Source organism: Allofournierella massiliensis (assembly GCF_964241245.1).
Taxonomy (GTDB): Bacteria; Bacillota; Clostridia; order Oscillospirales; family Ruminococcaceae; genus Allofournierella; species Allofournierella massiliensis.
The window spans coordinates 67,116-83,279 of sequence record NZ_CAXSWZ010000009.1 but is presented as its reverse complement, the minus strand read 5'-3'; the positions used below and the strand labels follow the sequence as shown (position 1 = coordinate 83,279).

The 16,164-nt window shown below is 60.4% G+C and carries 20 protein-coding genes; 10 read left to right on the top strand and 10 right to left on the bottom strand.

The genetic code is table 11. The features are described 5' to 3' along the window. Positions 1 to 154 precede the first annotated feature (154 nt). Positions 155 to 1,513: an MATE family efflux transporter gene (locus ACESYO_RS06745; protein WP_283128294.1), complete on the top strand. Its 1,359-nt coding sequence runs from the start codon at positions 155 to 157 to the stop codon at positions 1,511 to 1,513. Positions 1,514 to 1,602: 89 nt separating this feature from the next. Here the strand turns inward: ACESYO_RS06745 and ACESYO_RS06740 are convergent, their stop codons facing one another. The 8 genes from ACESYO_RS06740 to rpmB all read right to left on the bottom strand — a co-directional run bounded on the left by ACESYO_RS06740 (position 1,603) and on the right by rpmB (position 7,149). Beyond that, entirely contained in the window at positions 1,603 to 1,974 is a 372-nt protein-coding gene (locus ACESYO_RS06740) for a VOC family protein (RefSeq protein ID WP_283128293.1), read from the bottom strand. Between the two features lie 42 nt (positions 1,975 to 2,016). Further along, entirely contained in the window at positions 2,017 to 2,685 is a 669-nt protein-coding gene (locus tag ACESYO_RS06735; RefSeq protein ID WP_283128292.1) for an MBL fold metallo-hydrolase, read from the bottom strand. 34 nt (positions 2,686 to 2,719) lie between these two features. Next, positions 2,720 to 3,706 (bottom strand): diaminopimelate dehydrogenase, encoded by a 987-nt coding sequence (locus tag ACESYO_RS06730; RefSeq protein ID WP_283128291.1) that lies wholly within the window; start codon positions 3,704 to 3,706, stop codon positions 2,720 to 2,722. Between the two features lie 160 nt (positions 3,707 to 3,866). Then, positions 3,867 to 4,853, bottom strand: a complete 987-nt coding sequence (locus tag ACESYO_RS06725) for a YfjL-like protein (RefSeq protein WP_283128290.1) — start codon at positions 4,851 to 4,853, stop codon at positions 3,867 to 3,869. Further along, positions 4,846 to 5,394 carry a zf-HC2 domain-containing protein gene (locus tag ACESYO_RS06720; RefSeq protein WP_283128289.1) on the bottom strand — a complete coding sequence of 183 codons (549 nt, stop codon included), beginning with the start codon at positions 5,392 to 5,394 and terminating at the stop codon, positions 4,846 to 4,848. Before ACESYO_RS06720 ends, ACESYO_RS06725 begins: the two co-directional genes overlap by 8 nt. After that, positions 5,391 to 5,903 (bottom strand): RNA polymerase sigma factor, encoded by a 513-nt coding sequence (locus tag ACESYO_RS06715; protein ID WP_283128288.1) that lies wholly within the window; start codon positions 5,901 to 5,903, stop codon positions 5,391 to 5,393. Before ACESYO_RS06715 ends, ACESYO_RS06720 begins: the two co-directional genes overlap by 4 nt. Before the next feature lie 143 nt (positions 5,904 to 6,046). Further along, positions 6,047 to 6,811, bottom strand: a complete 765-nt coding sequence (locus tag ACESYO_RS06710) for an esterase family protein (RefSeq protein WP_283128287.1) — start codon at positions 6,809 to 6,811, stop codon at positions 6,047 to 6,049. A 149-nt stretch (positions 6,812 to 6,960) separates the two neighbouring features. Continuing rightward, on the bottom strand, positions 6,961 to 7,149 hold the full coding sequence (gene rpmB / locus ACESYO_RS06705) for a 50S ribosomal protein L28 (RefSeq protein ID WP_077138557.1): 189 nt from the start codon (positions 7,147 to 7,149) through the stop codon (positions 6,961 to 6,963). 262 nt (positions 7,150 to 7,411) lie between these two features. Between rpmB and ACESYO_RS06700 the strand changes: the two genes are divergently transcribed. From ACESYO_RS06700 to ACESYO_RS06675, 6 genes are all read left to right on the top strand, one after another. After that, positions 7,412 to 8,086, top strand: a complete 675-nt coding sequence (locus ACESYO_RS06700; protein WP_058965151.1) for a site-2 protease family protein — start codon at positions 7,412 to 7,414, stop codon at positions 8,084 to 8,086. A 12-nt stretch (positions 8,087 to 8,098) separates the two neighbouring features. Then, the gene (locus tag ACESYO_RS06695; protein WP_058965150.1) at positions 8,099 to 8,818 is read left to right on the top strand and encodes a segregation and condensation protein A; all 720 of its coding nucleotides are present in this window, start codon (positions 8,099 to 8,101) and stop codon (positions 8,816 to 8,818) included. A gap of 8 nt (positions 8,819 to 8,826) precedes the next feature. Further along, positions 8,827 to 9,393 (top strand): SMC-Scp complex subunit ScpB, encoded by a 567-nt coding sequence (gene scpB, locus ACESYO_RS06690; RefSeq protein WP_283128286.1) that lies wholly within the window; start codon positions 8,827 to 8,829, stop codon positions 9,391 to 9,393. Between the two features lie 37 nt (positions 9,394 to 9,430). Beyond that, the gene (locus tag ACESYO_RS06685; protein ID WP_058965148.1) at positions 9,431 to 10,273 is read left to right on the top strand and encodes a DUF2953 domain-containing protein; all 843 of its coding nucleotides are present in this window, start codon (positions 9,431 to 9,433) and stop codon (positions 10,271 to 10,273) included. A 79-nt stretch (positions 10,274 to 10,352) separates the two neighbouring features. Next, positions 10,353 to 10,748 carry a GerW family sporulation protein gene (gene ytfJ / locus ACESYO_RS06680; RefSeq protein WP_087182244.1) on the top strand — a complete coding sequence of 132 codons (396 nt, stop codon included), beginning with the start codon at positions 10,353 to 10,355 and terminating at the stop codon, positions 10,746 to 10,748. Between the two features lie 76 nt (positions 10,749 to 10,824). Then, positions 10,825 to 11,667: a pseudouridine synthase gene (locus tag ACESYO_RS06675; protein WP_058965146.1), complete on the top strand. Its 843-nt coding sequence runs from the start codon at positions 10,825 to 10,827 to the stop codon at positions 11,665 to 11,667. Positions 11,668 to 11,768: 101 nt separating this feature from the next. Here the strand turns inward: ACESYO_RS06675 and ACESYO_RS06670 are convergent, their stop codons facing one another. Beyond that, a complete protein-coding gene (locus ACESYO_RS06670; protein ID WP_283128285.1) occupies positions 11,769 to 13,166 on the bottom strand; it encodes a [FeFe] hydrogenase, group A in 1,398 nt (465 codons plus the stop codon). A gap of 218 nt (positions 13,167 to 13,384) precedes the next feature. Then, positions 13,385 to 14,155 (bottom strand): heparan-alpha-glucosaminide N-acetyltransferase domain-containing protein, encoded by a 771-nt coding sequence (locus tag ACESYO_RS06665; RefSeq protein WP_058965145.1) that lies wholly within the window; start codon positions 14,153 to 14,155, stop codon positions 13,385 to 13,387. Positions 14,156 to 14,416: 261 nt separating this feature from the next. Here ACESYO_RS06665 and ACESYO_RS06660 point away from each other — a divergent pair, with 261 nt between their 5' ends. From ACESYO_RS06660 to gmk, 3 genes are read left to right on the top strand one after another with little or no spacing between them, the layout of a single operon-like run. Beyond that, the gene (locus ACESYO_RS06660) at positions 14,417 to 15,295 is read left to right on the top strand and encodes a YicC/YloC family endoribonuclease (protein ID WP_058965144.1); all 879 of its coding nucleotides are present in this window, start codon (positions 14,417 to 14,419) and stop codon (positions 15,293 to 15,295) included. A gap of 13 nt (positions 15,296 to 15,308) precedes the next feature. Beyond that, positions 15,309 to 15,587: an extracellular matrix/biofilm regulator RemA gene (gene remA / locus ACESYO_RS06655; protein WP_058965143.1), complete on the top strand. Its 279-nt coding sequence runs from the start codon at positions 15,309 to 15,311 to the stop codon at positions 15,585 to 15,587. Continuing rightward, complete coding sequence (gmk, locus tag ACESYO_RS06650; protein ID WP_283128284.1) at positions 15,580 to 16,152, top strand: guanylate kinase; 573 nt, start codon at positions 15,580 to 15,582, stop codon at positions 16,150 to 16,152. Before remA ends, gmk begins: the two co-directional genes overlap by 8 nt. Positions 16,153 to 16,164: the final 12 nt, after the last annotated feature.

Here is a 16,164-nt window from a genome sequence, read left to right as displayed (position 1 = left end):
GCCGGGCGGGGTGCTATTATAATACCCGCCGAAACGCCGGGAATTTTTGACCGGCAATTAAATATGCGAAAAACCGCAGGGCTATAAATTTTCCTGTTTCTGATTCACAAACAGGGGATTGTAGCCCTGTTTTTTGTGCCAAGGAGGAACCGGAATGACCGAACGAATCAACCAGAATCCCATGGGCAGCCGGCCGGTGCTGCCGCTGCTGGTGAGCATGTCGCTGCCGCCCATTTTGTCCATGCTGATCCAGTCGCTGTATAACGTGGTGGACAGCATCTTTGTGGCCCGCCTGAGCAGCGACGCCCTCACCGCCGTTTCGCTGGCCTATCCGCTGCAGAATCTGGTGCTGGCGGTGGCCGTGGGCTACGGCGTGGGCTCCAATGCCTTTGTGGCGCGCAGCCTGGGCCAGGGCGATCAGCGCAGTGTGGACAAGGCCGCCTCCATGGGCATGGTGTTCACCGGCATTCACGCGCTGGCTTTTCTTTTGATCGGCCTGTTCGGCAGCGAGCCCTTCCTGCGGCTGTTCACCACCGATGAGCAGGTGCTGAGCATGAGCCTGGTGTACACCCGCATCGTGATCTGCCTTGCCTTCGGCAGCCTGTTCCATATTTACATCGAAAAGCTGCTGCAGTCGGTGGGTGACATGTTTGTGCCCATGATTTTGCAGGGCGTGGGCGCCATCGTGAACATCGTGCTGGACCCCATCCTGATCTTCGGCCTGCTGGGTGCCCCCCGCATGGGCGTGGCCGGTGCGGCTGTGGCCACCGTGGCCGGTCAGCTGACCGCCTGCACCATGGCAATGATTTACTTCTTCCGGGCAAAGACCGGTATGCACATCACCCGCAGGGACATGAAGGTGGACTGGAACATTGCCCGCAAGATTTATGGCGTGGGCGTTCCTTCCTGCCTGATGACTGCCATGCCCAGCCTGCTGGTGGGCGTGTTGAATGCCCTGCTGGTGGAGCTGCACGAGCTGGCGGTGGCGGTGTTTGGCCTGTATTTCAAGCTGCAAACCTTTGTGTACATGCCCGCCAACGGCCTGATTCAGGGCATGCGCCCCATTGTGAGCTACAACTACGGTGCGCGCCAGAAGCAGCGGATGCATTCCACCATCCGCTGGAGCCTGACCCTCACCGCCGTGATCATGGCGCTGGGCACCCTGATCGCCTGGCTGCTGCCGGAGCAGATCATGGCCCTCTTCGATGCAAACAGCGCCATGGTGGCCATCGGTGTGCCCATGCTGCGCATCACCAGCCTGGGCTTTCTGGTGTCCACCTTCGGCACCGTGCTGGCCGGCTGCTTTGAGGCTCTGGGCAAGGGCATGCAGTCGCTGGCGGTGTCGCTCATCCGGCAGCTGGTGGTCATTCCGCCGCTGGCACTGGTGCTTTCCCGTTTCTGGGAGCTGAACGGCGTATGGGCCTCCTTCCCGGTGGCGGAGACGCTGGCCGCGCTGGCTGCGGTGGCCTTCTACCGGGGCATGATGCGCCGCATCGACGGGACTATGGAATAAAGCAAAATACAAACAAAGAGCGCCCGCGCGGCTGCCGGTTCGGCAGCTTGCGCGGGCGCTTTTCTATGCCCTGAAAACAGATTTTCCGCTTACTTCTTTTCGGGCACAATCTCCAGCCAGTAGCCGTCCGGGTCCTGAATGAAGTAGATGCCCATGGCTTCGTTCTCAAAGCAGATGCAGCCCATCTCCTTATGCAGGGCGTGAGCGGCGTCAAAATCCTCCACCTGGAAGGCCAGATGAAACTCGCAGTCGCCCAGGTTGTAGGGGCGGTCCATGTCACGCATCCAGGTCAGCTCCAGCTGGAAGTCGCTTTCCTCGTTGGCCAGATACACGATGATAAAGGAGCCGTCCGGCGCGGTGATGCGCCGCACTTCCGCAAGGCCCAGAGCCTTCTCATAAAAGGCTTTGGAGCGGTCCAGATCAAAGACATTGTAGTTTTCGTGGATCATTTTAAACTTCATTGTGAAAAATTCCTTTCTGGAATGGATTGATAAAAGGGTTGCTCAGCCCTGCCACACCTCTTCCGTGTGAATGCGGGCAAGATAGGGCGCAAGCTCCGGCCGCTTCAGATAGGACAGCATTCCGGCACGGTTGTCGAAGCAGTGCATGGGGAACACATTGTCGCAGCGGCAGGCGTTTAAAAAGTCCACAAAGCCCCACCAGGCGTTTTCCTCCTGCCGGGGATCCAGCGGAACAAAGGCCGCGTCGAAAAAGCGGCCCCGGATGCGCTCCAGCTCCTCGTGGAAGGCCTTGTCGTGCCAGGCGTTCTGTTCGTCCGGCTCACCCTCCCAGTGCCACCAGTTCAGATCGCCCGCATGGTAGAACCAGAGCCCCTCGGCCTGCACCAGAAAGGCGCAGCCCTCGTCGGTGGAGCGCAGAGTCTCGATGCAAAGACCCTGCCAGTCGTACCGGCTGCGGGGCGCGGCGGGCAGCACATTGGCTGAGCGCCGGGCGGGAATGTTTTCGTCCAGCACATAAAACACATTGGGGTGGCTCTCGCTCAGCTCCCACACAGCGGGGGAGTAGTGGTCGTGATGCCGGTGGGAGGAAAAGACGAACAGCGCCTTTTCCGAATCCAGCACAGGCAGCGGGCCCTGAAAGTAGTCGAACAGCAGCAGTGTGTGTGAAAGCTCTACCAGAAAGCAGCTGTGGCAGATGTGAGTGATCTTCATAAAAACTCCTTGGATATGGGGTTCGCGCTCCGGCTTACAGCAGCTGGCGGCGCAGCTCCTCGCCGCTCAGGGGGCTGAGCAGTGCGGGGGGAACGTCCAGAATGGTTTTGCAGCCGGTCTGCCCGGCGGTATGCATCCGGTGTACGGCACGGGCGCAGGCGGCCAGTACGCTGGCGGTGAATTCCGGGTTGGAATCTAGCTTCAGGCTGTATTCCACTGTGGCGGTGTGCTCCTCGTTCCAGCCGGTCAGGCCGCTGCGCAGCACACTGCCGCCGTGGGGCAGGCCGCTGTGCTCGGCGTGCAGCTGCTCCAGACTCACAAAGGTGACGGTGGTGTCGTAGTCTGCAAAATAGTTGGGCATGGTCTTGATTTCCTGCTCGATGCGGGCAAGATCTGCCCCGGGCTTTGCGGCCACATAGCATTCCCGGGTGTGCTTCTGCCGGGTGGTCAGGGTGGGGCGCTGCCCGGCACGCACCTGCTCCAGCGCCTCGGGCACCGGTACGGTGTACTGGCGGGCATCCTCCACGCCTTCAATGCGGCGGATGGCGTCGGAATGGCCCTGACTCACGCCCTTGCCCCAGAAGGTGTAGGTTCCGCCCTGGGGCAGAATGGCTTCGGCATACACCCGGTTCAGCGAGAACAGGCCCGGGTCCCAGCCGCCGCTGATCAGGGCAGTGGTGCCCGCGGCTTTGGCGGCGGCGTCCACCGCAGCAAAGTGCTCGGGGATTTTGGCGTGGGTGTCGAAGCTGTCCACCAGATTGAACCAGCGGGCCAGCTCGGGGGTCTGCACCGGCAGGTCAGTGGCGCTGCCGCCGCACAGGATCATCACATCAATCTTACCGGCCCAGTCAGCAGCATCCTTTGCCGCCACCACCGGCACGCCCTCGGTCAGGGGAGAAATGCTGGCCAGATCCCGCCGGGTAAAAATCGCAGCCAGCTCCAGGTCCGGGTTCTGGCGCACCGCACACTCGGTGCCCCGGCCCAGATTGCCGTAACCAAAAATACCAATCCGAATCGCCATAAGTAAGCTCCCTCCATTGGTTTTATCAAATATTGGTTCTATTATACCATGAACCGGCGGAAGTTGAGAAGTAAGAGAAGCCGGAGAAACAGAAAAGCCCTGTGCGCCATAGAACGGCACACAGGGCGATTGCGTGTTTCAAAGAGAATCCGCAGCGCGGTTACAACGGCTGAAAACAGCTGTCCTCACGGTACAGCAGGGCAAACCGCTGGTCGCTCAGGCTGCGGGCGCTGTTTGCGGGGGAAGCGTCTGCAACGGCGGGCGAAGTCTGCCCGTTCTGCGTGATGCGGTCCTGCAACAGGGCCACCAGTGCGTCAAAGCTGCTCTCTGCCGGTGCCTCGCCTGCGGATTCTTCTGCGGCGGGCTGGGGTTCCCCGGCGGCAGTCTCCTCCGGCAGCTGATCCGGAATGGCTTCGGTGGGCACATCCAGCAGCAGCCAGGTGATGTTCCGGCCATAGACGGTGGCGGAGTAGTAATCAAAGGCGAGCCCCTGATTGGCGGCGGCCTGCTTCAGCGCCACCAGATAGGAAGCGGCTTTTTCCAGCGTGACCTCAGGTGGTTCCCGGTCTGCACTGTGGAAGCCCGTATACAGTACGGTGGGCAGGGGAAGGCTATCGGCGGAAAACTCCATCCCAACCCGGAACAGAGGATTTTGCGAATCGAATACCCGGTCGTTATCTTCCGGGTAGAAGGTGAGGGTGGTTTCGTAGGGGGAGCGGCCCTTCAGATCCCGGCACAGCCGGTTGGTATCCAGCTGGTCGGCCAGCTCATTGCGCAGCCGGTTGGAGGTGTTCAGACCGCTGTCCACCGTCAGGGCGCGATTGGTATAAACCTGGCCGCTGCTCACATAGGCGGAAAAGCCCACGTCCTCCTCTCCGGTCTGATAAACCGGGCAGACATAGCGGCGCTTGCCGTCCGCGTAGGTGTAGCGGGCATTGCCCACCACATAGCCCTCACCAGGGTATTTGGCCTGTAAAGCGTCATTGATGGTGTGCACCGTCCACCGGGCGGATATGGGGTTGCCCACCTGCCGTTCCACCACCAGCACCAGACCGGCGATGAGCACCAGTGCGAGCAGGGCGGCGGCAATCCGGGTGAGCGGGGTCTGCCGGATTTTGGGAAGAGCCGGCCATTTGATTTTATTCATCTAAAGATTCCTCCTTTGGGTCGGATTGGCCCCGGCGCAGCCCGCCGAAGGCGAAGTGCAGCAGTTTGGCGATGAGCGCGCCCACCAGCAGGGCGGACAGATACAGCCCGGCCTGCATCAGGGAAGTGCGGTTCGGTGTGCTGACCAGCAGCACCAGCGCCATGGGAATGGCGCTGATGATGGCTGCGAACCAGACACTGCGGCGCAGGAATACATAACCCAGTGCACCCAGCGCAGGCAGGCCCCAGGACAGGAACGGCCCGTTTGCCAGCGCAAGGCACACCACAAATCCGGCCACCGCCATCAGGGCACTTTGGGCCAGCAGCTTGCGCTGGATGCGCCCCAGCACCCGGGCAGCGTCCGGTTCCGGTGCGGGCAGCTGGATGCCACCGGAATCCAGATACGCCTGGCAGGCAGGGCAGTGGGCCACATGGGCGTGTACCAGAGCTTCACTGTCCTCACTGGCGACGCCGTCGGCCACCAGCGGAATCAGATCCCTGCATACGTCGCAGGAAATGTCTGACACGATGCCTTTGTTCATTGCATCGATCCCTCCTCTTGTTTCAGTTGATCCCGCAGCCAGTTGCGGGTGCGGAAGCTCAGCATCCGGGCGGAATTCTCCGTGATGCCGCATGCCTGGGCGATTTCCGCAAAGGAATAGCCCTGGGCCCGCATTAAAAGAACGGTGCGGGCATTTGGTTTGCACGTCTCCAACAGCTGGCGTGCCCGGCGAGCCAGATCCCGGGTGTCGCATTCCTCCTCCAGGCCGCGGGGGTCCGGCATGTCCTGCTCCAGATAGCCCGCCAGCATATCGTCGTAGGAAAGGGTGGGCCGTTTGCGGCGCAGTGCATCCACCCACACGTTGCGTGCAATGGTGAACAGCCAGGTTTTTATGCTGCTGCGCCTCTCGAAGCGGCCGAAGGCACGCACCGCCTTTAAAAAGGTTTCACTGAGCAGGTCCTCCGCCCAGACAGGGTCATGGGTGAGCCCGCAGAGATAGCGATAGATATCCGGGCTGTAAAGCTGATACAGTTCTTCCAGGTCCTGCAAGCGCACCCCTCCTTTCCGATCTGCCCCTTTTTCGGGCAATGAATGTAAAACAGCCGTTTCGCTCTATTAGACGGCTGTATCGACCGTCCGTTACAGAAAACACAAAAAAATTCCGCCGGGCCCGGAAAGCTCGGCGGAATGGGTTATGCAGTGGGTTTTGCCTTGCTGTTCAGCTGCTGCAGCAGCTGGAGTAAAAAGTAAACGGCCTGCTTTGCCCACCAGGGCCAGTCGTGGCTCACATCCTCGCCCCAGTAATCCACAAAGGCAGGCATGCGCCGGTCGGTCAACGCCTGGGCCATGGCCCGGGTGTCGGCCAGAAAATCATCCTCGTAGGGGCCGCGGCCGCAGCACAAAAACAGGGGAGCCAGCCGGGTGGAGGGCAGGCCCTCGGTGTGCAGCAGGGGCAGATATTCCAGCGGGCTGTTGCGCAGGGTCAGATCGTCGTGATAGGGGCCGAACCAGGTGGCGGCGGAATAGCTGCCGGACAGGCAGATTGCACCGCATACCAGCTCCGGCCGCCGCAGATACAGGTTCAGCGCATGACCCGCACCCAGGCTGCAGCCCAGCAGAGCTACCCGCGTATGGGAGCCGCCGTTCAGCGCCAGTACCCGGGGAATCAGTTCACCCACCAGATAGTTGAACCAGCGTTCCTGCGTCTCGCTGCGGGCCCGGCCCTCGCCGCTGCCCATCCAGCTTTCCGCGTCCACACTGTCTGCACAGAACAACTGGATGCGGCCTGCGTCGATCAGCGGAGCCAGCGCGGCTACCATGCCGTGATCCTCCCAATCGTAAAAACGGCCTCCCTCGCAGGCGAAGGCAAGGCAGGGAAGGCCGGAATGGCCGAACACCTTGAACTCCATCTCCCGCTTTAAAAAGCGGCTGGGTTCCTTGTAATACTGGATCTCCAAGCAAAATCCCTCCCAAGCAGTGAAAAGTCACCGCGAATTGCATTACCTTCATTATAGAATGGCCGGGCGAACCGGTCAAGCAGGGCAGAAGAGCAGAACACAAAAAAGCCGGTCATCCGAAGATGACCGGCAGTTTTTGCGTTGAAAAATCAAACAGCGCGGGTAACCTTGCCCGAGCGCAGGCAGCGGGTGCAGGCGTAGATGTACTTGGGAGAACCGTCTACAATAGCCTTAACACGCTTCACGTTCGCCTTCCAGGTGCGGTTAGACCGACGATGAGAGTGGGAAACCTGGATGCCGAAGGAAACGCCCTTGCCACAACAATTGCACTTTGCCATTTGCTGCACCTCCTCGATTTAATTTAAGTCGCTAGAATATAATAGCAAGCCGGAAGGGAAAAATCAAGGGCTTTTTAAAAATATCTTTGAAAAACTCTTAAAAAATCCCATTTTGCTTGTGGATGGCCCCAAAAAACGCTATAATAAAAAGCAAACTGCCAGATATGCCCTGCGTTTGCACCGGGCAGCGCGCAGTGTTTGTATGCAATGTATTCTACCTTATTTTATATAAGGCGTCAAACGAACAAAAAGGGAGAGTTCTATGGGTCTGATCAGTCCTGCCCAGCTGCTTGTCTGGGTGATGCGCGGGCTTGCCATGCTGCTTGCCATTCCTGTGCACGAGTCCGCTCATGCCTGGGCAAGCGCCAAGCTGGGTGATCCCACCGCAAAAAATATGGGTCGGCTTTCGCTGAATCCCATGGCGCACTTCGATTTGTTGGGTGCAGTGTGTATGATTGTGGCCGGTATCGGCTGGGCCAAACCGGTTCCGGTGTATCCCCAGCGGTACAAAAACCCCAAGCTGGGTATGGCCCTCAGCGCGGCGGCCGGGCCGCTTTCCAATCTGGTGCTGGCGTATCTGTCTATGATGCTGTATAAGCTGGCATACTATTTCCTGCCGGCAGGCATGGCGGCGGAGCTGGTGCTCTACTTCCTTTATTATATGGTGGCAATCAATGTGTCGCTGGCGGTATTCAATCTGCTGCCGGTGCCTCCCTTCGATGGCAGCCGCATCCTGCTGCTGGTGCTGCCCCGGCATCTGTATTTCAAGGTGATGCAGTACGAGCGGCAGATCTTTATCGGCATGTTCCTTTTGCTGATGTTTGGCGTGTTTGATGTTCCCCTCTACTGGTTGAACAACGGCATGTGGGGTATTCTGAACAATGCCACCGCCTTCATCGACCGGGCGGTCTACATGGCTGCGGGTGTTGCGGTGTAAGGAGGGGAAAGTATGGAGACTTTGACCTTCCATCTGGAGGAATTCGACGGCCCGCTGGACGTGCTGCTCTATCTTGTGAGCAAAAACAAGATGAATATCTACGACATCCCCATTCTGGAGCTGATCGACCAGTACACCAGCCTGATCAACGGCCTGCAGGAAAACCGGATGGAGGTGGCCAGCGAGTTTATCGAGATGGCTGCCCGTCTGGTGCAGATGAAGAGCTTTCTGCTTCTGCCCCGCAGCGAGGAAGCGGAGCGGATGAAGGAAGAGCTCACCGGCCAGCTGATCGAATACAGCGCCTGCAAGGAGGTGGCCCGCCAGTTGGGCGAACAGGCTGCCTGCCATTGCAGCTTTGTGCGCCCGCCCATGGAGCTGGAGCAGGATAACACCTACCGCCTGACCCATGAAGCGACCCTTCTGGCCCAGGCCATGGAGCTGCTGTTGGGCAGAAGCCGGCGCCGCAAGGCCGCACCCAACCAGCAGAGCTTTGAGCCGCTGGTTACTGCGCCGTTTGTATCGGTGGCCAGCCGAGTGGTGCATGTGCTGCGCAGCATTGTTACAGGCCGGGTGGCAAGCCTGCGGGGGTTGTTCAATCGGGGCGGAAGCCGCAGCCAGACGGTGGCAACCTTTCTGGCGGTGCTGGAGCTGATCCGTGCGGGACGCATCGAGATCGACGATCAGGAAACCCTCACCGTGCGCCGGGGCCGGATGAAGAAACAGGAGAGTTGACAAAAGGCATGACACAGAAGGAAAAGGAATATAAGGCGGCTGTGGAGGCCATCCTGTTCGCCCATGGCGATGCCATCGGAGCGGACAAGATTGCCGAGGCGCTGGAGATCCCGAAGGATCAGACGGTGGCCATTCTGGAGCAGTTGCAAAAGGAATATGAAAAGGCGGACCGGGGCCTGTGCATCCTGCCCCTGGGCGACAAATGGCAGATGGCCACCAAAACCGCCGTGCAGGAACCGGTGAAGCGGGTGCTGGACAACCGGCGCAACACGCCACTTTCTCAGGCAGCGCTGGAGGTGCTGGCCATCATCGCCTACAATCAGCCGGTATCCCGCGGCTTTGTGGAGCAGGTGCGCGGCGTGGATTCCTCGTCGACCATCGCAAAGCTGATGGAAAAGGGGCTGGTGGAGGAAGCCGGACGGCTGGATCTGCCCGGCCGGCCCATCAGCCTGTGCACCACCGAGGTGTTTCTGCGCACCTTTGGTCTGGCTACACTGGAACAGCTGCCCCCGCTGCATGAGGGCGACGGCGTCCAGCTGGAGATGGCAGGCAGCACAGGCGAAGCGCAGGCCTGATTTATCTACACGCAACAACGGGTAAGGAGGCGAGCCGATGGCCGTTGTATGGCTGATTCTGAAGGGAATCGGTTGGATTCTGCTGGTGCTTCTGGCGCTGCTCATCGCCGCGCTTCTGGTTCCGGTGACCGCTGAGCTCTGCTATGAACAGGGCAAATTCACTGCCGCGCTGCGGGTGCTGGCGGTGAGGGTGCGGCTGTATCCCCGCCCGGAGAAACCGGAAAAGCCGAAAAAACAAAAGAAGCCCCGAAAGCCGAAACAGGAAAAAACCGGGCCGGTGCAACCAAAGCCGACGCAGGCGGCGGTTAAACCGGCGGAGGAAAAATTGGCAGCTCCGGCGGAAAAACCGGTGGAACCGGTAGCTTCTTCCGTGCAGGCGGAGCAGAAAACAGAGCCCGCACAAAAAGAGGGAACGCCTCAGCCCGCCGCCCGGCAGACCGGAAAAGTCGCCGCCCAGCCGCCGCAGCGCAAGGCGGACAAGACCCCGCCAAAGCAGGAAGCTCCGAAAAAAACGGAAAAAACCCTGCAGGAAACCGTAGACTGGGTGCTCACCTGGGTGCGCACCGGCGGCCAGATTCTGCGCCGCCTGCTGGAAGGCTTCAAGATCCACCATATCCGGATCTATCTGCCCGTGCACCGGGAAAACGCCGCATCCACCGCACTGGCTGTGGGCGCGGTGCACGCGGGCCTTGGCGCCAGCTTCGGTATGCTGCAGAACTTTCTGGATCTGCGCATGGAGCAGCTGGTCATCGAGCCGGATTACACCGGCGAACATCAGGGGCAGGAACATTTCTCTTGTAAAATCACGTCCCATCTGATTATAATGGTAATAACAGGAGTCTGGGCGCTGCTTCGCCTTCGCAAGGAGAAGCTGATCTGACGGCCGCCCGGCTCAGACAGAACCACAACGAAACACCCCGGCTTTGCAAGGCCGGTTGCATCACAGGAGGAAAACGACTATGGCTGAACGTCCGCTTGAGGGTATGATGAGCGTTACCCTGGACAAGATCCGCGAGATGGTTGGCTCCAACACCATCATCGGCGAACCCATCACACTGGAAGGCACCACCATTCTGCCGGTGTCCAAGGTCACCTTTGGCTTTGCGTCCGGCGGTTCCGACTTTGGCGCAAAGACCACCAAGGAGCTGTTCGGCGGCGGAAGCGGCGCGGGCGTGTCGGTCACCCCGGTGGCCTTCCTGGTCATCAAGGACGGCAACGTGCGCACCATCCAGCTGGCGGATCACAACAGCACGGTGGACCGGGCGCTGAACATGGTGCCTGAGCTGGTGGACAAGCTCACCGGCCTGCTGAACAAGGGCGAGGCCGCCGCGGCCGACCCGGCACAGAAACAGTAAACCAGGTCGGGCGGCATGATCAATCTGCCGCCCGCTTTTTCTGCAATCAACCAACAGAGAATATGAGGAACGGATTATGGCATTGGAACGAGTACAAAAGGTAATGGCCGAGCAGGGCATGTGCTCCCGCCGCGCAGCGGAGCAGATCATTCTGGAGGGCCGGGTGAAGGTGAACGGCCACCCGGTGAATCTGGGCGATAAGATGGATGTGAATCGCGATACCCTGAGCATCGACGGTCAGCGCATCCGACTGGAGAAAAAGCAGGAATATCACTACCTGATGCTGCACAAGCCCCGTGGCTTTGTGACCACCACCAGCGACGAGCGGGGCCGCAAGACCGTGATGGATCTGCTGGCCGATTACCCGGTGCGGGTATTCCCGGTGGGCCGTCTGGATAAGGACAGCGAGGGCCTGCTGCTGCTCACCAACGACGGCGGCTTCGCCAACCTGATGATGCACCCCTCCCATGGTGTGAGCAAGCTCTACCGGGTTACCGTGCGTCCCCGCGCAGACGAGAGCCAGGTCATTGCCCTGAGCAAGGGCGTTACTCTGGACGACGGCAGCGTGACCCAGCCTGCGGTGATCAACGTGGTGGTGGATGAGCCGGGCCGTACCGTGATGGAAATGACCATCAAGGAGGGCAAGAACCGGCAGATCCGCCGCATGTGCGAGGCAGTGGGCCTGGAAGTGATCCGCCTGCGCCGCAGCGCCATGGGCGCGGTGAAGCTGGGCATGCTTCAGCCCGGCCAGTACCGGGAGCTGACCAAGAGTGAGGTGGCCGCCCTGCGCGCCGCCGCTCAGAAGGGCAAGGCCCGCTCCCAGACCCAGCGTGCTCAGGAGGCTGCCGAGCAGCGCCGTGAGCACCAGAAAAAGCGCACCACCGCCCCCTCCCGGCCCAGCCGGCCCCGGCGCGGCTGATCGCACCCTGAATCCATTAAAAAAAGGCCCCCGGTCCGCCGCGTTCTGCGGCAGGCCGGGGGCCTTTGCTGTGCTTGCTGTTCTGTGGGGAGAAAAGAGGGTTATTCGCCGGAAACGGGCTGGCCTTTCAGCAGACCGCTGCAATCCCGGTAGCTGGTGTGCAGCATCTGCTCGGCCATCTCGCTGAGGGGCTGACCGTAGAATTCCTCGTAGACCTGCTTGATCTCCGGGTTTTCGTGGCTGGTGCGCAGCTCCATGGAGCCGTCCCGCCGGTAAAGGGCGGCGATGCGCTGTTTGCGGGTTTCGTCCGCATCCCGCATGATGTTCTTGGGCTGACCGCCGCCGCCGATGCAGCCGCCGGGGCAGGCCATGACCTCCACGAAATGGTACTGCCTGCCGCTTTCCTTCATGCGCTGCAGGAAGGCCCGGGCGTTGGCAGTGCCGTAAACCACCGCAACCTGAAGCGTCTGGTCGCCGATTGCCACCTGAGCCTCCCGCACGCCCTCGTACCCGCGAACCGGGGTCAGATTCAGCAGGCTCTGGGGGGCGCTTTCGCCGTTGATGTAGGCGTAGGCGGTGCGCAGGGCAGCCTCCATCACGCCGCCGGTGTTGCCGAAGATCACGCCCGCGCCGGAGGCCTGACCCATCAGGGAGTCGTAGGCGGAATCCTCCAGCGCGTTCCAGTCCACACCTTCGGCCTTTGCCCAGCGGGCCAGCTCCCGGGTGGTGATCACCTGATCGGTGTCCCGCAGGCCGGGAATGCCCAGATGATCCGCGGCGCCGTGCAGCTCTCCGCGGCGGATTTCAAACTTCTTGGCGGTGCAGGGGGTGAGGGCCACATGCACGATTTTTTCCGGATCCAGTCCCATCTTTTTTGCAAAATAGGTTTTTACCGTGGGGCCCTGCATGCCGATGGGGCTCTTTGCGGTGGACAGATGGGGCAGCAGCTCGGGGGCGTACATCTCGGCAAAGTGTACCCAGCCGGGGCAGCAGCTGGTGAACTGGGGCAGGGGGCGATCCTTTTCGGTGATGCGGCGGATCAGCTCGCTGGCCTCCTCCACAATGGTCAGGTCGGCGGCGAAGTTGGTGTCCAGCACATAGTCGGCCCCCAGTGCGCGCAGCAGCGCCACCATTTTGCCTTCCACAAAGGCGCCGGGCTCCATGCCGAATTCTTCGCCCAGCGCGGCGCGAACCGAGGGCGAGGTGCTGACCACCAGCACCCGGTCGGGGTCGGCGGCTGCCTGACGAACCTGGGGGCATTCATCCCGTTCCACAATGCTGTCTACCGGGCAAACGTTGGCGCACTGGCCGCAGTAGATGCAGATGGCGCGGTTGCCGGTTTCTTCCAGCGTGTAGCTGCCGTGCACCCCCATCAGGTTGGTACAGGCCTCCTTGCACATGCCACACCGGATGCAGGCATCTTCATGGCGCAGGATGCTGGGATTGTCCTCCTCAATGGGGACGCGGACGGATAAGGGCAGGTGGTTCAGTTTCCTCACATTCCTTTCTTTATAATAGGTTATGTATTCTTCCTTCCAAAATCCGGAAATAGCCGGGTCTTAATTATAGTAATAATTATTAATAATATCAACTGACAAAGCAAACAAAATGTTTTTCTTTGTTTTGGCAGGTTCGCACATAAGTGGACAGAAGGTGGCCCCGGACGCAAAAACAGCGCCCTTTTTGTTTGGAAAAGAGCGCCGCGGAAAAACAAAATTCAGTTTACAAGGCAGAACGGTGATGCAGGCGAAAGAAACACCATGCACACCGCCATGCACAAAGGCTGGTGTACCAGATAGACCGGCAGGCTTTTGCGGCCCAGCCAATCCAGCAGAGGAAGCCGCAGCCGGGCCATTTTTTTTACCTGCTCATTGGCGAACAGCAACGGCCGGGCGAAGTAGCCGGCCAGGAAGAGAAAATACCAGGGCAGAATGGAAAAATAGTCGCTGGAGGAAAAGCCCGCAAAGGGGAAGCCCAGCACCGTGAGCAGCCGGGAATGGTAAAGCGCGTCCGGCAGCTGCCAGAGCTGCAATGCGCCAAAGCCCAGCCAGCCCCGGTTTACCGGCCAGAACACCGCCAGCAGCACAAGGCTCACCGCAAGGCCGGCTACGGCCCATCGGCCCTGCAGCAGCCGGTCCACCGGGATGGTGAGCAATGTGGCACAGCCCAGAAAGGTGAGCACCCCGCACCACACCGCCTGCTCCGGAACGGCGACCAGAGTAACGGCGGTAATCAGTAGCCCGCAGCCGTTGAGCACAAGGCCACGGCGCAGTGCGTGCCGCCTGCCCCAGTGCCAGCACAGGCCACTGATGAAGATGAAGGAGCAGCAGATGCACCGCTCCCACACCCGAACCGGCCAGCGGGCAGGCCAAAGCGGGTCAAAGCCCCAGATCACATAGACATCAAATAAAAGGTGATACAGCACCATGTTGGCCAGTGCCAGGCCCCGCAGCCCGTCGATCAGATGCCAGCGTTCCCTCGTCTGCATGAAACCCCTCCCCCAAAAGTCGGAAAATCAACGCATCCATTGTAATATAAGGCGGCGGGCAAAACAAGGGCAGGAGGGTCAGGAATGATAAAAAACTTGCAATGAAGCGCCAAACCGAGTAGAATAATAGCATGTATATTTAAATGGGGAAATGTGTCTGCGGCCGGATCAGCAGCGCGCGCAGAGCCATGCCGGCCGCTTTCGGCGGCATCCCCGAACAATCCAAGGAGCGATCCAACAGGGAACGAGGTGCCTTTATCAATGGCTTTGAGCATGACCGGCTACGGCCGCGGCGAAGCGATCCTGAACGGGCGGGATATCACCGTCGAGATCAAAAGCGTAAACTCCCGTTATTTTGAGTATTCCTCCCGCATCCCCCGCAGCTGTGCCTTTCTGGACGACAAGCTGAAAAAGCTGCTCAGCGAAAGCATCAGCCGGGGCAAGGTGGAACTGAGCCTGCAGATGCAGAGCGTGGGCAGCCAGGATGTGGCGGTGGAGGTTGACCTGCCGCTGGCAAAAAGCTACGCCGACGCGCTGGCCAAGCTGGCCGATCAGCTGGGCGTGAAGAACGACGCCACCGCCGGGCTCATCGCCCGCTACCCGGATGTTCTGAGCGTGCGCCACGCGGATGTGGACGAGGAGCAGCTGTGGCAGGATGTGAGCACGGTCTGCCGCACCGCGCTGGAAAACTTCGTGGCTATGCGGGCGAAGGAGGGCGAAAAGCTGAAGGCGGACGTGATGAGCCGCCTGGCCACCATCGAGGCCAACGTGGGCAAGGTGGAGGAAGGCAGCGCCGAGCGGGTGCAGGCCTACACCCAGAAGCTGTACACCCGGCTGCAGACCATTCTGCAGGATCAGAACATCGACGAGGCCCGCATCCTCACCGAGGCCGCCATCTTCGGCGATAAAACCGCCGTGGATGAGGAAACGGTGCGCCTGCGCAGCCACATCGCCCAGTACCGTGAGATTCTGGAAAGCGACGGCCCGGTGGGCCGCAAGCTGGACTTTTTGACCCAGGAGCTGAACCGGGAGACCAACACCATCGGCTCCAAGTGCCAGGACATTGCCATCACCCGCATTGTGGTGGACACCAAGGCCGAGATCGAAAAGATCCGCGAGCAGATCCAGAACATCGAATAAGGAGAGCCAGAGCATGAAACTGATCAACATCGGCTTCGGCAACATGGTCAGCGCCAACCGGCTGATCGCCATCGTGAGCCCGGAGTCCGCGCCCATCAAGCGCATTGTGCAGGAAGCGCGGGACAAGGGCGCACTGATCGACGCCACCTACGGCCGCCGTACCCGTGCGGTGATCATCATGGATTCCGACCATGTGATCCTGTCCGCCGTGCAGCCGGAGACCGTGGCCAACCGCCTGAACGACAACGACGATGCCGACGATGAAATGGAGGACGAGCTGGACAATGAATAAAGAACGCCATCTGATCGTGATCTCCGGGCCTTCCGGCTCCGGTAAGGACACGGTGGTCAAGCGGCTGATGGAGCTGCACCCGGAGATCGAGGTTTCGGTTTCCGCCACCACTCGTGAGATCCGCCCCGGCGAAAAGGACGGGGTGAACTATGTTTACCTGACCCGTGAGGAGTTCGAGCACCGCATTCAGGCGGGCGAAATTCTGGAGTATGCCGAATACTGCGGCAACTACTACGGCACCCCCAAGTCCGAGGTGGATAAGCGCATCAACAACGGCACCACCGTGATTCTGGTCATCGAGGTGATCGGCGCGGGCAACGTGAAGCGCATCTATCCCGGCGCGGTGACCATCTTTGTGCGGCCGCCGAGCTATGGCGAGCTGGAAGAGCGGCTGCGCGGCCGCGGCACCGAGAGCGAGGAGGACATCAAGAAGCGTCTGGCCCGCGCGGTGGAGGAGATGGAGTACGCGGTGGATTACAACGAGGTTGTGATCAACGACACCGTGGACGAGTGCGCCGAGGAAATCTACGGCCTGATTCAGAAGTATCAGCAGGAAGAAGAGTGACCCGCCCCCGGC

What these genes read in the sequence shown, in the direction of transcription:
- ACESYO_RS06675 (WP_058965146.1), top strand. Translation starts at nt 10,825, where the DNA reads ATGGCATTGGAACGAGTACAAAAGGTAATGGCCGAGCAGGGCATGTGC.
- rpmB (WP_077138557.1), bottom strand. Translation starts at nt 7,149, where the DNA reads ATGGCAAAGTGCAATTGTTGTGGCAAGGGCGTTTCCTTCGGCATCCAG.
- ACESYO_RS06720 (WP_283128289.1), bottom strand. Translation starts at nt 5,394, where the DNA reads ATGAACAAAGGCATCGTGTCAGACATTTCCTGCGACGTATGCAGGGAT.
- ACESYO_RS06700 (WP_058965151.1), top strand. Translation starts at nt 7,412, where the DNA reads ATGGGTCTGATCAGTCCTGCCCAGCTGCTTGTCTGGGTGATGCGCGGG.
- ACESYO_RS06730 (WP_283128291.1), bottom strand. Translation starts at nt 3,706, where the DNA reads ATGGCGATTCGGATTGGTATTTTTGGTTACGGCAATCTGGGCCGGGGC.
- ACESYO_RS06735 (WP_283128292.1), bottom strand. Translation starts at nt 2,685, where the DNA reads ATGAAGATCACTCACATCTGCCACAGCTGCTTTCTGGTAGAGCTTTCA.
- ACESYO_RS06660 (WP_058965144.1), top strand. Translation starts at nt 14,417, where the DNA reads ATGGCTTTGAGCATGACCGGCTACGGCCGCGGCGAAGCGATCCTGAAC.
- ACESYO_RS06665 (WP_058965145.1), bottom strand. Translation starts at nt 14,155, where the DNA reads ATGCAGACGAGGGAACGCTGGCATCTGATCGACGGGCTGCGGGGCCTG.
- ytfJ (WP_087182244.1), top strand. Translation starts at nt 10,353, where the DNA reads ATGGCTGAACGTCCGCTTGAGGGTATGATGAGCGTTACCCTGGACAAG.
- ACESYO_RS06685 (WP_058965148.1), top strand. Translation starts at nt 9,431, where the DNA reads ATGGCCGTTGTATGGCTGATTCTGAAGGGAATCGGTTGGATTCTGCTG.
- ACESYO_RS06740 (WP_283128293.1), bottom strand. Translation starts at nt 1,974, where the DNA reads ATGAAGTTTAAAATGATCCACGAAAACTACAATGTCTTTGATCTGGAC.
- gmk (WP_283128284.1), top strand. Translation starts at nt 15,580, where the DNA reads ATGAATAAAGAACGCCATCTGATCGTGATCTCCGGGCCTTCCGGCTCC.
- remA (WP_058965143.1), top strand. Translation starts at nt 15,309, where the DNA reads ATGAAACTGATCAACATCGGCTTCGGCAACATGGTCAGCGCCAACCGG.
- scpB (WP_283128286.1), top strand. Translation starts at nt 8,827, where the DNA reads ATGACACAGAAGGAAAAGGAATATAAGGCGGCTGTGGAGGCCATCCTG.
- ACESYO_RS06695 (WP_058965150.1), top strand. Translation starts at nt 8,099, where the DNA reads ATGGAGACTTTGACCTTCCATCTGGAGGAATTCGACGGCCCGCTGGAC.
- ACESYO_RS06745 (WP_283128294.1), top strand. Translation starts at nt 155, where the DNA reads ATGACCGAACGAATCAACCAGAATCCCATGGGCAGCCGGCCGGTGCTG.
- ACESYO_RS06725 (WP_283128290.1), bottom strand. Translation starts at nt 4,853, where the DNA reads ATGAATAAAATCAAATGGCCGGCTCTTCCCAAAATCCGGCAGACCCCG.